The sequence below is a fragment of the Ruegeria sp. CDSC085 genome (assembly GCF_059610465.1).
Genome location: NZ_JBXWNR010000005.1, coordinates 94,887 through 109,142, shown reverse-complemented (window position 1 = coordinate 109,142; position 14,256 = coordinate 94,887). Strand labels below are relative to the sequence as shown.

The 14,256-nt window shown below is 56.4% G+C and carries 14 protein-coding genes and 1 pseudogene; 6 read left to right on the top strand and 9 right to left on the bottom strand.

Features of this window, described 5'->3' with window-relative positions; genetic code table 11:
• Positions 1–2 precede the first annotated feature (2 nt).
• The 3 genes from AC2FJB_RS09925 to AC2FJB_RS09915 form a co-directional block, all read right to left on the bottom strand.
• The gene (locus tag AC2FJB_RS09925; RefSeq protein WP_496718195.1) at positions 3–1,172 is read right to left on the bottom strand and encodes an FIST N-terminal domain-containing protein; all 1,170 of its coding nucleotides are present in this window, start codon (positions 1,170–1,172) and stop codon (positions 3–5) included.
• Positions 1,173–1,218: 46 nt separating this feature from the next.
• Entirely contained in the window at positions 1,219–1,902 is a 684-nt protein-coding gene (locus AC2FJB_RS09920) for a response regulator (protein ID WP_299640774.1), read from the bottom strand.
• A 141-nt stretch (positions 1,903–2,043) separates the two neighbouring features.
• Complete coding sequence (locus AC2FJB_RS09915) at positions 2,044–3,810, bottom strand: PQQ-dependent methanol/ethanol family dehydrogenase (protein ID WP_496718194.1); 1,767 nt, start codon at positions 3,808–3,810, stop codon at positions 2,044–2,046.
• A 175-nt stretch (positions 3,811–3,985) separates the two neighbouring features.
• On the opposite strand from AC2FJB_RS09915, the gene AC2FJB_RS09910 reads away from it, so the two are divergent.
• On the top strand, positions 3,986–4,540 hold the full coding sequence (locus AC2FJB_RS09910; RefSeq protein WP_117873365.1) for a hypothetical protein: 555 nt from the start codon (positions 3,986–3,988) through the stop codon (positions 4,538–4,540).
• A gap of 2 nt (positions 4,541–4,542) precedes the next feature.
• On the opposite strand, the gene AC2FJB_RS09905 is transcribed toward AC2FJB_RS09910, so the two are convergent.
• From AC2FJB_RS09905 to AC2FJB_RS09880, 6 genes and pseudogenes are all read right to left on the bottom strand, one after another.
• Positions 4,543–4,938 carry a c-type cytochrome gene (locus tag AC2FJB_RS09905; protein WP_496718193.1) on the bottom strand — a complete coding sequence of 132 codons (396 nt, stop codon included), beginning with the start codon at positions 4,936–4,938 and terminating at the stop codon, positions 4,543–4,545.
• A 121-nt stretch (positions 4,939–5,059) separates the two neighbouring features.
• Positions 5,060–5,599, bottom strand: coding sequence for an SEL1-like repeat protein (locus AC2FJB_RS09900; RefSeq protein ID WP_117874053.1), 540 nt, complete (start codon positions 5,597–5,599; stop codon positions 5,060–5,062).
• A 555-nt stretch (positions 5,600–6,154) separates the two neighbouring features.
• A pseudogene (locus AC2FJB_RS09895) lies at positions 6,155–6,244 on the bottom strand (ABC transporter ATP-binding protein); the annotation flags it as partial.
• Between the two features lie 110 nt (positions 6,245–6,354).
• Positions 6,355–6,798, bottom strand: coding sequence for a cupredoxin domain-containing protein (locus AC2FJB_RS09890; RefSeq protein WP_496683013.1), 444 nt, complete (start codon positions 6,796–6,798; stop codon positions 6,355–6,357).
• A gap of 21 nt (positions 6,799–6,819) precedes the next feature.
• The gene (locus AC2FJB_RS09885; protein ID WP_299898225.1) at positions 6,820–7,782 is read right to left on the bottom strand and encodes a YVTN family beta-propeller repeat protein; all 963 of its coding nucleotides are present in this window, start codon (positions 7,780–7,782) and stop codon (positions 6,820–6,822) included.
• 2 nt (positions 7,783–7,784) lie between these two features.
• Complete coding sequence (locus AC2FJB_RS09880; RefSeq protein ID WP_496718192.1) at positions 7,785–8,948, bottom strand: ABC transporter substrate-binding protein; 1,164 nt, start codon at positions 8,946–8,948, stop codon at positions 7,785–7,787.
• 163 nt (positions 8,949–9,111) lie between these two features.
• Between AC2FJB_RS09880 and pedF the strand changes: the two genes are divergently transcribed.
• From pedF to AC2FJB_RS09855, 5 genes are all read left to right on the top strand, one after another.
• On the top strand, positions 9,112–9,792 hold the full coding sequence (gene pedF / locus AC2FJB_RS09875) for a cytochrome c-550 PedF (protein WP_117873375.1): 681 nt from the start codon (positions 9,112–9,114) through the stop codon (positions 9,790–9,792).
• A gap of 18 nt (positions 9,793–9,810) precedes the next feature.
• The gene (locus AC2FJB_RS09870; RefSeq protein ID WP_496718191.1) at positions 9,811–10,707 is read left to right on the top strand and encodes a substrate-binding periplasmic protein; all 897 of its coding nucleotides are present in this window, start codon (positions 9,811–9,813) and stop codon (positions 10,705–10,707) included.
• Positions 10,708–10,778: 71 nt separating this feature from the next.
• On the top strand, positions 10,779–11,303 hold the full coding sequence (locus AC2FJB_RS09865) for an SRPBCC family protein (protein ID WP_117873379.1): 525 nt from the start codon (positions 10,779–10,781) through the stop codon (positions 11,301–11,303).
• Between the two features lie 28 nt (positions 11,304–11,331).
• The gene (locus AC2FJB_RS09860; RefSeq protein WP_117873381.1) at positions 11,332–11,814 is read left to right on the top strand and encodes a (2Fe-2S)-binding protein; all 483 of its coding nucleotides are present in this window, start codon (positions 11,332–11,334) and stop codon (positions 11,812–11,814) included.
• 80 nt (positions 11,815–11,894) lie between these two features.
• Positions 11,895–14,255, top strand: coding sequence for a xanthine dehydrogenase family protein molybdopterin-binding subunit (locus AC2FJB_RS09855; RefSeq protein WP_496718190.1), 2,361 nt, complete (start codon positions 11,895–11,897; stop codon positions 14,253–14,255).
• Position 14,256: the final 1 nt, after the last annotated feature.

Genomic DNA, 14,256 nt, shown 5'->3' with positions numbered 1-14,256 from the left:
CCTTACTCTTTCTTGGGCGGGTAAATCGCAACGCCGGTCAGGGTCTGGTTCACATGGATCGAATTGTATTGTTCTCCGTAGGTCGAGAAACCGACCACGTGATTGCGGGACAGGATGTTCGAGATCTCGTGCGTCTTCTGCTTTTCCTGAGCCTCCAGCCGACGAAGAATGCAGTCACAGCCCAGAATGGTGTCGGGTTGCTGTTTGTCGGTCAGTTGCCCGATTTCTTCCTGCAGGTGTTCGACCATGTCTCGGGGTTCTGCCAGAGTCAGAACCAGCCCCTCGTCAATAGCCGAGAAAAAGACGAGATCCCCGTTACCCGCCACCTGCTGAATTGCGCGAACGTGGTGTTTTCCACCGATCTGCACAACGACAGGATGGGCCGCAAAGGTAAATGTCGTCAATTGTTCCGGGTCTTTGCCGAGAATACGGGCATATTCGCGCGCAGCGGGTTCGGCATTGATTTCCTGAACGATGCGTTTGGCCGGGTCCGCCTTGGTCACCACCATGCGGCGGGCGGTGGGGACGAGGTGATCGGTCTTGAACACCTTTATCGGACACCGCGTGCGAACCTGGGTCAGTATGGCGGCATTGCTCCGTGCCTGCCCTTGATGCAGAACATAGGTGCGCCCGAATTGGGTTCCATCCCCCGCCGATCCACCGAACAATGGTACCGGCCCAAGCCCTACCGCCAATTCCGACGTCAGCTCATCTTCTTTTGTCGACAACCCGTCGATCATCAGGAAGGTGAATTCATGATCCCACTCCGGCGCGTTTTCCATCATCGCGTTTCTGTTGTGGATCATCTCTTTGATGATGCTGTTGGCGTCGAACTTGTTCAGGTCCGGAACAAGAACTGTGCATATTTCGAAATGGGATCGTGGCAGGCCGATCGCGACGATCTGATCTTCACAGTAGCCACTATCCGCCAACTCTCCTGCGGTGGTGCAACCAACTACCGGGGTTGGAGCAAAGGCGTGCGCGGCTTCCACAATCACGGCGGATGCATCTGCGTTCGGGCTTACAAAAAGTATGACAAGCGCAAGCGGATCATCACCCAGCTGGCGTTCAAGCGTCTCGATTGACTGCCCGGTGTCGTGTTGTGCAAAAGCCGTTTTAACGATGCCTGGCGCACGGGCTTGGGCTGTCGCCCACCCGACTGCTTGGTCCATCGTGCCTCCTCCCTAAAAGCGCGACGATGACTTGAGAGTATGACGCTTAGCCTTGGTCTTGCAAGACACTGGCAAAGGACGCCTTCTTAGCGATCAGAACCGCCTGTGTGCGGCTTTGTACACCCAGTTTTCGCATTATTGCGGTCACATGTGCCTTGACCGTGGTTTCAGCAATCGACAGGTCATAGGCGATTTGCTTGTTCAGTTTGCCTTCGCAGATCAGTTGCAGGATGCGCGCCTGCTGATTTGTCAGCGTTGCAAGGCGATTTACCGCGTCGCTGTGTTCGTCCTCTTCCGTTCCGTCAATCAAAACGCAGCCTTCAGGCACAAAGACATCGCCGGAATGTACTGTCTCGAATGCAGTGCGGAACACGTCTCGCTGACTGTGCTTGGGGACATAGCCTGATGCACCGGCCTGTATCACCTGACTGACGACGCGGTTGTCGGTCAGCGATGACACGACAATTACCGGAGCATTTGCTGCCGCCTTCAAGCGGATAAGGCCATCCAGCCCGTCCACATCCGGCAGGTTGAGATCCAGCATAACGGCGTCAGGTTTCAGTCCACTTGCCAGCAGATCCATCGCGCCCTCCAGCCGGTCTGCCGTGTGGATTTCTCCAATCTGTGCCACACTTTGCAAAGTCATCGACAAGGCGTCGCAAAACAAAGGATGGTCATCAACGATCAGCACTTTTTCGAAATCGTTTCGTGCGGCGGATTCAGCAAGCATTGGGTATAGCCTTTTGCATTCAAATGGTCTCCAGCCTAACCAATCCTAGCAACGAAAGAAATCCACGCATACTGGCGGAAGGTCGTATAAAAACGCGCGCCCGGATCAGGGGCGCGCGTCAGAGCTTTGTATCGTCCTGGGTCAGTTAGCCGAAGCCAGTTCCTTCGGCAGGCGGAAGGTCCACAAGGTACCACCCTGGTTCAGGTAGTTGACCTTCTTGGCCACCTCACCACCCCAGAGCGGAACCGCGCCGCCCCAGCCGGAAATGATCGAGACATACTGTTCGCCGTCCTGTTCCCACGTAACGGGTTGGCCGACGATGCCCGAGCCGGTCTGGAACGACCACAGTTTTTCACCGGTTTCGTCATCCAGCGCGATAAACTCACCTTCAGGCGTGCCGAAGAACACCAGCCCGCCAGCCGTCGTCATCACACCTGACCACAGCGGCGCATCGTTCTTGTATTCCCATTTCCATTCCCCGGTATCCGGATCAATCGCCTTGAGCGAGCCGATGTGATCTTCGTAGTTTGGCTTGATTGTAAAGCCTGCGCCCAGATAGGCGGCACCCTTTTTGTAGGAGATAGGCTCATTCCAGATATCCATGCCCCATTCGTTCGATGGCACATAGAAGTTACCGGTACGCTGCGAGAAGGCCATCGGCATCCAGTTTTTGCCGCCAAGGAAAGAAGGCGACGCAAAGATCACTTCACCCTTCTTGCCATCAGCCGCTGACGCCGGATCGCCAGGGCGGTTGTCTTCGACAAAGATCGGGCGGCCGGTCTCATCAATGCCGGACGACCATGTGATATCCTTGACAAAAGGATTGGCTGAAACAAAGGCGCCATCTTCGCGGTTCAGAACATAGAAATACCCGTTGCGATCAGCGGTGGCGAAACGCTTGTTTCCTTCACGGTCGGTATAGGCCACGACCTCATTTACACCGTCATAGTCCCAACCTTCGCGTGGCGTCGTTTGGAAGTGCCACTTGATGTCGCCGGTTTTCGGATCGATTCCAATGCGGCTGGCCGCATAAAGGTTGTCTCCGGTATTTCCTTCCGTCGGCGTACCCGCGTTACGCAGCCACGAGTTCCACGGTGCCGGGTTTCCGGCCCCGAAAACAAGCGTATCCGTGTCCGCGTCATAGGAACCGCCCAGCCAGGTCGCACCACCGCCGGTTTTCCACATGTCGCCGGGCCATGTTGCATTTAGCTCGCCTGTCATGGTGCTTTCTTCACCGTTCAGCGTACCCATATGGCCTTCGATGACCGGGCGTTCCCACACCAAATCGCCGGTGTCCACGTCACGGGCCTGCACGGTGCCAACTATGCCGAATTCACCACCGGAATTTCCGGTAATCACCAGCCCGTCGACGATCATCGGAGCAGCTGTGTAAGAGTACCCCGCCTTGTAGTCAGCGATTTTGTCGCGCCACACAACGTCACCGGTGTCTTTGTTCAGAGCCACAATCCGGGCATCAAGCGTCCCGAATATCACCTTGTCACCGTAAATGGCGGCACCGCGATTCACCACGTCGCAGCACGGGAGAATGCCTTCGGGCAAACGCGCATCGTATTGCCAAACCTCTTTGCCGGTCTCGAGATCAATCGCATACAGGCGCGAATACGAACCGGTGATATACATCATGCCGTCATAGATCAGCGGCTGGGTTTCCTGCCCACGCTGCTTTTCACCACCAAGGCTGAATGCCCAGGCAGGCAACAGGTTCTTGACGTTGTCCTTGTTCAGCATGTCCAGCGGGCTATAGCGCTGCAAGTGGCGCCCCATGCCGTTTGTTACGACCTGGGTCGTAATAGTCTGGTCGTTGGCCAGATCGTCCTCAGTAACTTCTGCATGGGCCACGCCCGCTGCAATCACACTTGCGACCGTCACCATTATAAACCGGTTCATCGGTGTCCTCCCTAGACTTGTGTCTTCCCTCCACGCCGAATCCCCGACAGGTCGGAGCTGTGGGCGTGAGTATTATTCGCAAGGGGGTCTTTCGGCGAAATTGCACAATGGTCGTAGGGAGGGAGTCACGGATTTCAACTAGTGTGGTGCGTGTTTTTGGGGCTCGGAGGAAACGATGCAGAAAGTTCTTGCAGGGCTTATCGTATTGGGGTGGTCCGCCTGTCTGCCGGCCAGCGCTGACCCACTAAGCGGAAAAAAGCAGGTATTTTTGATCGGCAATGGGGCGGGCAAAACCCTTGTCGGGAACATCAGCTTTAGCCCGGAAGGTACCTTTTCTGCTTACAAAATCGACCTTGCCATTGGACCGTTCACCGAACACTTCCTGTCCATGCGTCCGTTTAGATGCCTGGAAGGACCGGACAAACACTGGTGCCATGTCCCTTATCCCTACGCTCTGCAACGTAAGGTTTCTGTAGGTGATCTGACCGATCTGGAATACGACCTTTTGTTCATCCACAAAGGTGCAACCGAATACGGCATCAATATGTGGAACGGCGTTTACTATCAGCTCCGGATCGATGGTGATCGACTGGTCGGAGAGTTGCACGAAATGGATATGGGTCTGCTGGCGGTCCCGCCGGCTGAGGGTGAACTGAGGCCGGTCACAGACAAGGACATTCACCAAGCCGAACCGGACAGCCACTGGCTGCCTCGGCTTGTCATCGAATAGCTCTACTGAGCCGAGATACTGCCCAGATACGCCAAAATAAAGTCCTGAACCGTGCGATCTTCGATCCCGACATGGCGCATTTTTGTGCCAGGCATGAACCCGTCGTTATCTTCCATCCATGCCCGCAACGCTGCGGGCGTCCAGACGATCCCGGACCCGGCCAGTGCTTCGGAATACTCATACCCTTCGACGGTTCCGGCGGCCCGACCCAAGATATTGTCCAGTGGAGGCCCATAGCCGGGGTCAGTGGAATCAGGGGCGTGGCAGCGTCTGCATTCCGAGTAAAACAGCGTTTCTCCAGCTTCGACCTTGACCTTATCAAAAGTGCTTTCGGCAAAAACAGGATATGGTGAGACTGCAAATGCGGCCAAACCGAGGGAAAGGATGATGTGTTTCATGTGATCCTCCGACATTTGTGCAAGGATACATGCCGCACATCATTGGGCGGCTTGACTCACATCAAGAAATTCGCCGCCGAGCCTTATCCTTTGGTCGTAGAAATCTGACAAAAACGAGGATTCAGAATAGAGGCGCGTATTTCCACTCATCCGCATCAGGGGTTACTTCGTTCGGGTCGTAGCCCGAGTCCTGCAAGCGTTTGGCGATTTTCAATCCGTCCCGAGCAGCCGCGTCGACATAAGCTCGCCCGAGCCTTTCGTCTTTCACAACGCCATGTCCACGCAGCAGATTGAGACCGAAGTTGAACTTGCCCACCGGGTCCCCCAGGTCAGCCGCGCGTTTGTCCCATGCCGCAGCCGCGTCAGGGTCGTAGGGACCACCCAGCCCGTTATTGTCCAACTGACCCATCCATGTCATCGCGCCGGTATAACCTGCCTCAGCACAGGTTCTGAACAGGGTACGTGCCATATCATGACGGCCGGACTTCGTCATGTAATAGCCTGTCGCACAGGTTGTCATATCGGTGACGCCGTTTTCGATATTGCTCATGACTTTGCCCCACCCGGTGTCTTGCGGATTAAGCGTGCCGTATTCGTCCTCAACCGTCTGGGCTGAGACGGCTGTGGACAAAAGCAGTGCAACAGTGGCGGTGCGGAACATGATCAAACCCTCCATCTGGCCACCACAATAGCCGACCGGGTTCGGAAATTCACGCCTGCGATGGTCGTAGACGCGATAATCCTTTGAGCGCTTGATCCCGCGTGACGGGTCGTATCCCCACAGTGACCACCAAAGAAAAACTACTCCGGCAAAGATCTTCCCTTAAAACGCCTATGCATTGAATTGCCTTTAAGGGCGGCTCGACAGCATGGGAGAAGGGAAAGAACGCGCAGCTATCGCGCGATAAAACTGAACTTTTTGACATTTTCCAAAGTGCATTAATCGCGGAAGACAGATTAACCGCGGAAGACAGACAGAACATCGGCAAGATGAGGAAGTTCATCACACCCGCGAAGTTTTCAAGCTGTTTGATAACGGATGAACGCGCAAAGCTTCGCGAATGAGGATAGCGCCTAGTGCGATCAATCCGGTCTTCGTGTCGGCGCACCGATTTTCAACAGGACCCCTTGCTGCAACGGCATTCCTTTTTTGACCTCTTCACAGGCGTCTGCTGAGGAAGGCGGCCGCGATCCTGACCAGCGCCAGCCTCGGCTGCTATGTGATGTCAAAGCCAGCGATTTCGATCGATCCCTGCGTTGTAGTAAACAGCCGCGTGAGGAGGGAAAACCGTGTCGCCTTACCTGCACCGTTAGGCCCCTACAGCGCGCAAACCCGCCTTGTGGGACGTGAATACTTACGTCTTCAAGCGCGTTTTCCACCAAAGGTGTAATTGACGTTTTGGACCGAAAGCCCTGTCACTTAATGGTTATTTCGAGTCGCTGTGTTTCCCCGGTGCTTCCCGGCACCTTCAGATGGTAACTGCCTGGCTTAAGCGCGACAAAGCCTATTTCCATCTCGCCTGCTTCGTCGAACTCAATGGAATCAAGTCCCAGAGGACGGATCTCCAGACCTTCGACGACGATTTCGTCGATCCAGATCGCGCGGAAGAATTCGGAGCCGGTGATCGCCAACTCCTGACTGCCGTCACCGTGAATCTCGAATTCGTAATACGTGCCGGACTTCAATTCCCAAGGGGCATCAGCCAGAGGCACACCGGCAGACAGAGTAATTGGCGATAAGTCTTCTTTGTTTTTAGCTGAGAGAATGCCAGCCAGACCAAAGCCTTTGTCATCCTGGGCCAGCGCCAAACTGGGTAGCGCCACGGCCAGCACGGCAATTGAGCGGGCAAAATGCTTCATTTTCGGGTCTCCTGAAAGTGCTTAATTCGTCGGGCGGAAAGCTGCACCCCAAGGGAAGCGCCCGACCTTGATCGTTTTGATGGGTTCACGTTTGGCGACGTCTATAACGGTGACATCCCCGGACACGCCGTTTGTGGTGAACAAAAGCGACTTGTCCGCGTTGAATTCCATGTGCCAGACGCGGCGCCCGACCAGGATGTAATCTTCGACCTCGAAAGTTTCCGAGTTAACGGCAGCCACGTGGTTCGACGGACCCAGAGCAACAAAGGCGGTTTCATCCCCGTTCGATAATTCAAAGCCCACTGGCTGGACCCGATCAGGGTGGACACCATCCACCTTGAACTCGATTTTGGCCTTCTCGGCCTGTGTCGCCACATCAAAAACAGTGATTGTGCCGCCGATTTCAGAGCTGACCCAAAGCTCGGTTCCATCTTTGACGAATTCAGCGTGGCGAGGGCGTGAGTCGACCAGAGTGTTGGCGAACAACTCCTGTGTTTCGGTATCAATCCAATGAGCCATATTGGTGGTTTCGGACGTGGTGATGGCGATCTTTCCATCGGGTGAAACCGCCATTCCTTCAGGTTCGATGCCCACGTCAATCTGGGCAATCACGCTCCGCGACACCGTATCGACGACAGTTGTGATCGCGTCATCTTCGTTGGCTATGTACAGATGCTGATCATTGGGATGCAAAACGAACTGTTCAGGGTCTTCGCCCGACGGCAGATCATGAAGGATTTCTCCGGTTTCGGGGTCCATTACCTGCACCGAATCGCTGTCTGACGCACAGATGTAAAGAACGGAGTAGTCCTTGGAAAACGTGATCCCTCGTGGCCGTTCACCGGTTTCAAGGGTGCGGATCACTTCAAACGTTTCGATGTCGATCACACTGAGCGTGTCGTCTTTTTCGTTGCTTACCCAGATTTCATCTGCGGCTGCCGGAGCGCAAAATGCTGTTGCAGCCAAAAGGGTAGCTACCTTCATCTTCATTCCTCCTTAAAGGCCGTGCACTGGCTTTCGGGCTCATCAATGCCAAGCGTATCCAGTTCCGTTCGTTGATGCAGGAAACCCTCGAGCGGTGCGAGGGCCACGACAGCCCGTTCTGTCACCAAAGGGATTGGTTGGCGCAACTGGCCATTCCAGGCACGAAAGTTCATCGCCCGGCCCTTGAAACCCGCCAATTCAAATCTATCCGACAGAATGTATTCCCGCAGAACAGCAGGATCGCCAGACTGTGTTCGGGTCACGGCCTCGCCCAATGACCGAAACGCAGCCCATGCCGAGTAGTCGATTGACCTCATCGGTCGTCCTGTTTGATCGGCGAACCGGCTCTGCAACTGAACCGCCCCCCATTGCTCGACCACGGGCGACCACGTCACCGGTCGCAACCCTTCCGAACCTGCAACCGGTCTTGGTTCCCACGTGTTGAACGGTATGTAACGGGCAAAGTCGTTCAGTTCATCAGCTACCAGCAAGACATCGTAATCCCCGAAATCCTGAGTAAAAACTGGAACTTCCTGGGCCGCATTACGTCTCAGGTCAGCATCAAAACGCCAGGTCTTTTCTGCACGAAGTTCCAGTCCGAACTTGGTCAACGACTGTCTGAAGGCGTCTGCAAAGGCCACGTCCGACACGTGCTCTCCGGTGATCAGAACCAGATCGTCCCAGCGTCTTTTGACCAAAAACTGTGCCAGTGCGTCCGTGCGCATCGCGTCAGACGGCATAGTGTGCAGCAGGTTGGCGCGGCAGGTGGTATCTCTTAAGTCGCGATCAGGTGCAGACGCGTTGAACAAGATGGCTTCGGCAGCCTCCGGAAGGTCAGCCACAGCCAGTTGCGCCCGCGCCGGAGCGTCCAAAATCAAGAAGCCTGTCTGGGACAGGGCCTGGCGCGCTGCGGCCAGCCAATCACCGTCTTGAGGGACCGTCATAACTGTCAGTTCGTACTTGTGACCCAGAAACTTGGCCGTCGTCAGATTGTCTGTCAGTGCCAGTTCCGCACCTGCCGCACCAAGGTCTTCAGGTATTTGATCAAGGTTGGACAAAACCGGTGGGCGCTCAACCTGTTGCTGCAGGTAGACAACAGAAACGGCAACCTCAGCCGCGGCCACCATTGGTAACAAAACAAGAGTTGCAAAGACGCGAAAAAACATGGCCGTGTTTGCTCCTCCTCCGATGCTGCTCCACTAAAATGGGTCCTTGGGTGGCATGCCATTCGACCTTAGTCGCAAGCATTGGCTCATCTGCAACCAAGGTCGAATTTCATGGCGTTTGTCCCTGGGCTATGACCGGGGTAAGCATCAGAAGGAGGAGACGATGCGTCTTGTTTTTTTTAACACAGCGCTGGCTGCCCTGACCGCAGGCGGTATGGCGTTTGCGCACGGAGATGTCGCCCCGCAACCTGTGAATACAGATGCCTTACCGGATGTGGGTGAGGAATGGTTGATCGAAAACCCCTATCGCGATCAGGGTGAGGACGTTTGGCAAGCCGCCATCGAAATAGGCGATTCCGGATACAATCAAAACTGCGCGCGCTGCCATGGGTTGGGCGTGGTTTCCGGCGGTTTGGCACCTGATCTGCGCTACCTCGAGGCTGAAGAATACGGCGACGAATGGTATATGGAGCGGTTCCGCGAAGGGTATACTCAGAACGGGATCACTAAGATGCCGGCCTTCGGAGAGTTATTGGGGCAAAAGGCCGCCTGGGCCATTCGCACCTATATCGAAACGCGACCCGATGACGGCGCGCTGGACGATCATAGTGACCGCCTGAAGGAAATCCGCGACCTGCTGGCCTCTATGGCCGATGGCGGTGAAGGCGATGCCGCTGCCCTTCAGTCTGAGCTCAACGAGATTGCAAGCACCATAGAAACAGGATCGGGTGCCCCTGTGGCTGACAGCGTGGCCTTCCGTGCCGCTGTTCTGATCTCGGGCGACAGTCCTGATTTCGCGGAAGCAGCAGAACAACTGACAATTGGATTGTCTGCCGCGCAATAGGGCGGCAGACTGAGGCACATGATCGGACGCTCACTTTTTCTCTCCCTGTTGGCTGCCACCCTTTCAACCGGGATGGCTATGGCCAGATGCGAGGATCATGTGCCTCAACCCAAACCACAAAACGCCAGCCGGGATATCGTTGGCGCTGATCTCGATACCATTGTCGAGCGTGGCTATATCGAATTCGCCGCCTATGACGATTTCCCACCATGGTCCTATGAGAAGGACGGCAAGATACAGGGCGTGGACATCGACATAGGCAGGTTGATTGCCGAGGAGCTGGATGTTGAAGCGCGTTTCAATCTGGTGGCTGCCGGAGAAAACCTTGAGGCCGACCTACGCAACTGGATCTGGAAGGGACCCCTGATCAATGGGCGGGTCGCAAATGTGATGTTGCACGTTCCGTATGACAGCGAATTCGCCTGCCGGGTCGAACAGGTGGTTTTCACCGGGCAATACCATGACGAGGAAATCGCCATCGCATATAGCCGCGATGCCTATCCAGACGACCCGCCAGTTCCTGCGTATTTCCGGTTCGACACCGTCGCAGTAGAGAATGATTCGATTGCCGATTTCTATTTGTCGGCATTTCCTGGCGGTCAATTGGCCCAAAACTTGCACAGATATCCTACCGCTGCTGAGGCAATGCAGGCGCTTGCCGTCGGCGAGACAATGGCGGCCATGGGACCACGTGCCCAACTTGAAGCCGGACTGACCCCGGCGCTGGACATCCATGCCCCACCCCTGCCCGGCTTCGCAGTCAGCTCATGGACCAGCGGTGTGGCAGTTCATTTCGCTTACCGCGGTCTCAGCTATGCTGTTGATGATGCCATCAATGCAGCGTTGCAGGACGGGCGCATCGCCGAAATCTTCGAACGTCATGGTCTTACGCATTTGCCCCCGGCGCTGCGGTGACTACACCCAAGGTCTTATAGGCATGGCGGTGAACACCGCGTAGCGTAACAAAAATTACTGGGAGAAGTGAAATGGAACTTAGTGACAGCCGCGTCATCGCCGCGCCGCGATCCAAGGTCTGGGACTCGCTTTTGTCGGCAGAGGTTCTGAAAGAATGCGTGCCGGGATGTCAGGAGATGACAGGCTCGGTCGAAGACGGGTTCGAGGCCACCGTCGTGCAAAAAGTAGGCCCGGTCAAAGCGACGTTCAAAGGCTCTGTGACCCTTTCTGATCTCGTGGCGCTTGAAAGCGTGAAGTTATCGGGTGAAGGTAAGGGAGGAGCCGCCGGATTTGCCAAGGGCGCGGCCGACGTCACGTTGTCGGATGTCCCGGAAGGTACGCTGCTGACCTACAAGGTTGATGCGCGCGTCGGCGGTAAACTGGCTCAGTTGGGGGGGCGAGTCATTGATGGGGTTGCCAGAAAAATGGCCGACCAGTTCTTTGAGAACTTCCAGAATGCGGTCGAACCTCAGGATGCACCCGAGCCCGAACCCTCGGACGAGGAAGAGGCCGGGGAAGAAAAGAAAGGTTGGTTCAAGCGCGTGTTAGGCGGTTGAACCTTTGGAATTCAGGGAGGAGAAAGTCATGAAGATTTCCATGACCGTGAACGGCAAAGCTGTGAGCGGAGAAGTCGAAGGCCGGACATTGTTGTCCGGTTTTCTGCGCGATCATCTGTCTTTGACGGGGACGCATGTGGGATGCGACACCGCGCAGTGTGGCGCATGCGTGGTACATGTGAATGGCGAGGCGGTGAAGTCGTGCAACATGCTGGCTGCTGAAGCAGATGGCGCTGATGTCGGAACTATTGAAGGTCAGGCATCGCCGGATGGTTCGCTGAACGTTATCCAACAGGCCTTTCAGGATCACCACGGCCTTCAGTGCGGATTCTGCACGCCGGGCATGGTGATGAGTGCGGCAGCGCTGCTGAAAGAGAACCCACGCCCGACCGAGGCCGAAATCCGGAAGTATCTGGAAGGCAATCTGTGCCGCTGTACAGGGTACCATAACATCGTCAAAGCAATCATGGCCGCATCCGGTCAGGACGTTGGCAGCATAGCTGCAGAATGATGCCGCTGCGGGCGTGATCGTTACGCCCGTGGGATGAGTAAGGGATGCTACAGCATCCGTTTATGGGAGGAGAACAAGCAATGCCCAAAGACAGTGGCATCGGAGCCAGTTCCAAGCGGCGTGAAGACGTACGCTTTCTGACCGGAGCAGGCAATTACACCGACGACATCAACGTACATGGCCAGGCCTATGTACATTTTCTGCGGTCCGACATCGCACATGGCCGTATCAAATCCCTGGATACATCGGCAGCCGAAGGGATGCCGGGCGTGGTCAAGGTTTTTACCGGCAAGGATTTTGAAGGCGTGGGCGGGATGCCCTGCGGCTGGGAAGTGACCGACAAGCACGGCGCGCCGATGCAGGAGCCGCCTCACCCCATTCTGGCGCAGGGCAAAGTACGCCATGTGGGTGATCCCATTGCTGCCGTTGTGGCCGACAGTCTGGAACAGGCACGCGACGCGGCTGAGGCAATCGATGTGGACATCGAAGAGCTTCCTGCCGTGATCGACATGAAAGCCGCCGCGCAAGAGGGTGCGACGCTGGTCCATGACGATCTGAAGAACAACGTCTGCTATGACTGGCAGCTGGGTGAAGCGGACGACGCCAAGGTGAATGAGGTGTTTGCCAACGCGGCCCACGTCACCACTCTGGATCTGGTGAACAACCGGTTGGTTGCCAACCCGATGGAACCGCGCGTCGCTGTAGGCGAATACAAGCGTGGCACGGATGAATATACGCTGTTCACCACGTCGCAGAACCCGCATGTGATCCGCCTGCTGATGTGCGCCTTTGTTCTGGGCCTACCCGAGCACAAGGTGCGTGTAGTGGCCCCGGATGTGGGCGGTGGCTTTGGCACCAAGATCTTCCACTATGCGGAAGAGGCATTCTGCACCTTCGCTGCCAAGGCCTGCAATCGCCCGGTCAAATGGACATCGAGCCGGTCCGAGGCGTTCATGTCCGATGCCCATGGCCGTGACCATGTCAGCAAGATCGAGCTGGCACTGGATGCCGACAACAATTTCGTAGGGCTGCGCACCAACACATACGCCAATCTGGGTGCATACCTGTCGACATTCTCCAGTTCGGTTCCGACCTGGCTGCACGGCACGCTGATGGCAGGAAACTACAAGACGCCAGTCATTCAGGTGAACGTGAAGGCGATGTTTACCAATACGGTGCCGGTGGACGCCTATCGCGGTGCAGGCCGCCCCGAAGCAACGTTCCAGTTGGAGCGTGTGGTGGACAAGGCCGCACGTGAGTTGGGTGTCGATCCGATTGCCCTGCGCCGCCAGAACTTCATCAGACAGTTCCCCTATGACACGCCGGTGGCGCTGACATATGACACGGGCAACTACGATGGGACGATGGACAAGCTTGAGGCTGCTGCAGATCTGGCAGGCTTTGCGGCGCGCCGCGCGCAAAGCGAAGCCAGGGGCAAGCTGCGTGGCCTTGGCATCAACTGCTATATCGAGGCCTGCGGTATCGCGCCGTCGAACATCGTTGGCATGCTGGGGGCCCGGGCGGGTCTTTATGATGCCGCGACCGTTCGGGTGAATGCCACCGGTTCGATCAGCGTCATGGTCGGCGCGCACAGCCACGGTCAGGGGCATGAGACCGCCTTCCCGCAGGTTGTGGCCGACATGATCGGCATCGACGAGTCGATGGTCGAGATCGTGCATGGCGATACGTCCAAGATTCCGTTTGGCATGGGCACCTATGGCTCGCGTTCCCTCGCGGTTTGTGGTTCGGCGATGGTCAAGGCGACCGAAAAGGTGATCGACAAGGCCAAAAAGATCGCCGCCCACCTGCTGGAAGCGTCCGAGGCAGATATCGAGCTGAAGGACGGTCAGTTCAGCGTTGCGGGTACTGATAAATCAGTGGCCTGGGGTGATGTGACTCTGACAGCTTATGTCCCGCACAACTATCCGCTGGAGGTAGAGCCCGGGTTGGAAGAAACTGCTTTCTATGACCCGGCCAACTTTACCTTCCCATCCGGGGCATATGCCTGCGAAGTCGAGGTTGATCCCGAGACCGGCAAGGTCAGCATCGAAGCCTTCACAGCCGCAGATGACTTCGGCAACATCGTTAACCCGATGATCGTGGATGGTCAGGTGCACGGTGGTATCGGTCAGGGTATCGGTCAGGCGCTTCTGGAAAACTGCGCCTACGATGAAAACGGTCAGCTTCTAAGCGCGTCCTTCATGGACTACGCGATGCCGCGTGCGGATGACGTGCCATTCTACGGTGTCGATCATTCCAGCCAGACACCCTGTACGCACAACCCATTGGGCGTGAAGGGCTGCGGCGAAGCCGGCGCGATTGGCTCGCCACCTGCAGTGGTGAACGCGGTTCTTGATGCGCTGAACTCGGGGGGCAAGGCGGTGGACCACATCGACATGCCGGTAAGCCCGTCGCGCGTCTGGGCGGCGATGAACAGCTGAG

Excerpts from the sequence above, each read along its gene's own strand:
- AC2FJB_RS09885 (WP_299898225.1), bottom strand. The coding sequence starts at position 7,782 with ATGAAGGTAGCTACCCTTTTGGCTGCAACAGCATTTTGCGCTCCGGCA.
- AC2FJB_RS09925 (WP_496718195.1), bottom strand. The coding sequence starts at position 1,172 with ATGGACCAAGCAGTCGGGTGGGCGACAGCCCAAGCCCGTGCGCCAGGC.
- AC2FJB_RS09890 (WP_496683013.1), bottom strand. The coding sequence starts at position 6,798 with ATGAAGCATTTTGCCCGCTCAATTGCCGTGCTGGCCGTGGCGCTACCC.
- AC2FJB_RS09905 (WP_496718193.1), bottom strand. The coding sequence starts at position 4,938 with ATGAAACACATCATCCTTTCCCTCGGTTTGGCCGCATTTGCAGTCTCA.
- AC2FJB_RS09865 (WP_117873379.1), top strand. The coding sequence starts at position 10,779 with ATGGAACTTAGTGACAGCCGCGTCATCGCCGCGCCGCGATCCAAGGTC.
- AC2FJB_RS09860 (WP_117873381.1), top strand. The coding sequence starts at position 11,332 with ATGAAGATTTCCATGACCGTGAACGGCAAAGCTGTGAGCGGAGAAGTC.
- AC2FJB_RS09915 (WP_496718194.1), bottom strand. The coding sequence starts at position 3,810 with ATGAACCGGTTTATAATGGTGACGGTCGCAAGTGTGATTGCAGCGGGC.
- AC2FJB_RS09870 (WP_496718191.1), top strand. The coding sequence starts at position 9,811 with ATGATCGGACGCTCACTTTTTCTCTCCCTGTTGGCTGCCACCCTTTCA.
- AC2FJB_RS09880 (WP_496718192.1), bottom strand. The coding sequence starts at position 8,948 with ATGTTTTTTCGCGTCTTTGCAACTCTTGTTTTGTTACCAATGGTGGCC.
- AC2FJB_RS09900 (WP_117874053.1), bottom strand. The coding sequence starts at position 5,599 with ATGTTCCGCACCGCCACTGTTGCACTGCTTTTGTCCACAGCCGTCTCA.
- AC2FJB_RS09855 (WP_496718190.1), top strand. The coding sequence starts at position 11,895 with ATGCCCAAAGACAGTGGCATCGGAGCCAGTTCCAAGCGGCGTGAAGAC.
- AC2FJB_RS09920 (WP_299640774.1), bottom strand. The coding sequence starts at position 1,902 with ATGCTTGCTGAATCCGCCGCACGAAACGATTTCGAAAAAGTGCTGATC.
- AC2FJB_RS09910 (WP_117873365.1), top strand. The coding sequence starts at position 3,986 with ATGCAGAAAGTTCTTGCAGGGCTTATCGTATTGGGGTGGTCCGCCTGT.
- pedF (WP_117873375.1), top strand. The coding sequence starts at position 9,112 with ATGCGTCTTGTTTTTTTTAACACAGCGCTGGCTGCCCTGACCGCAGGC.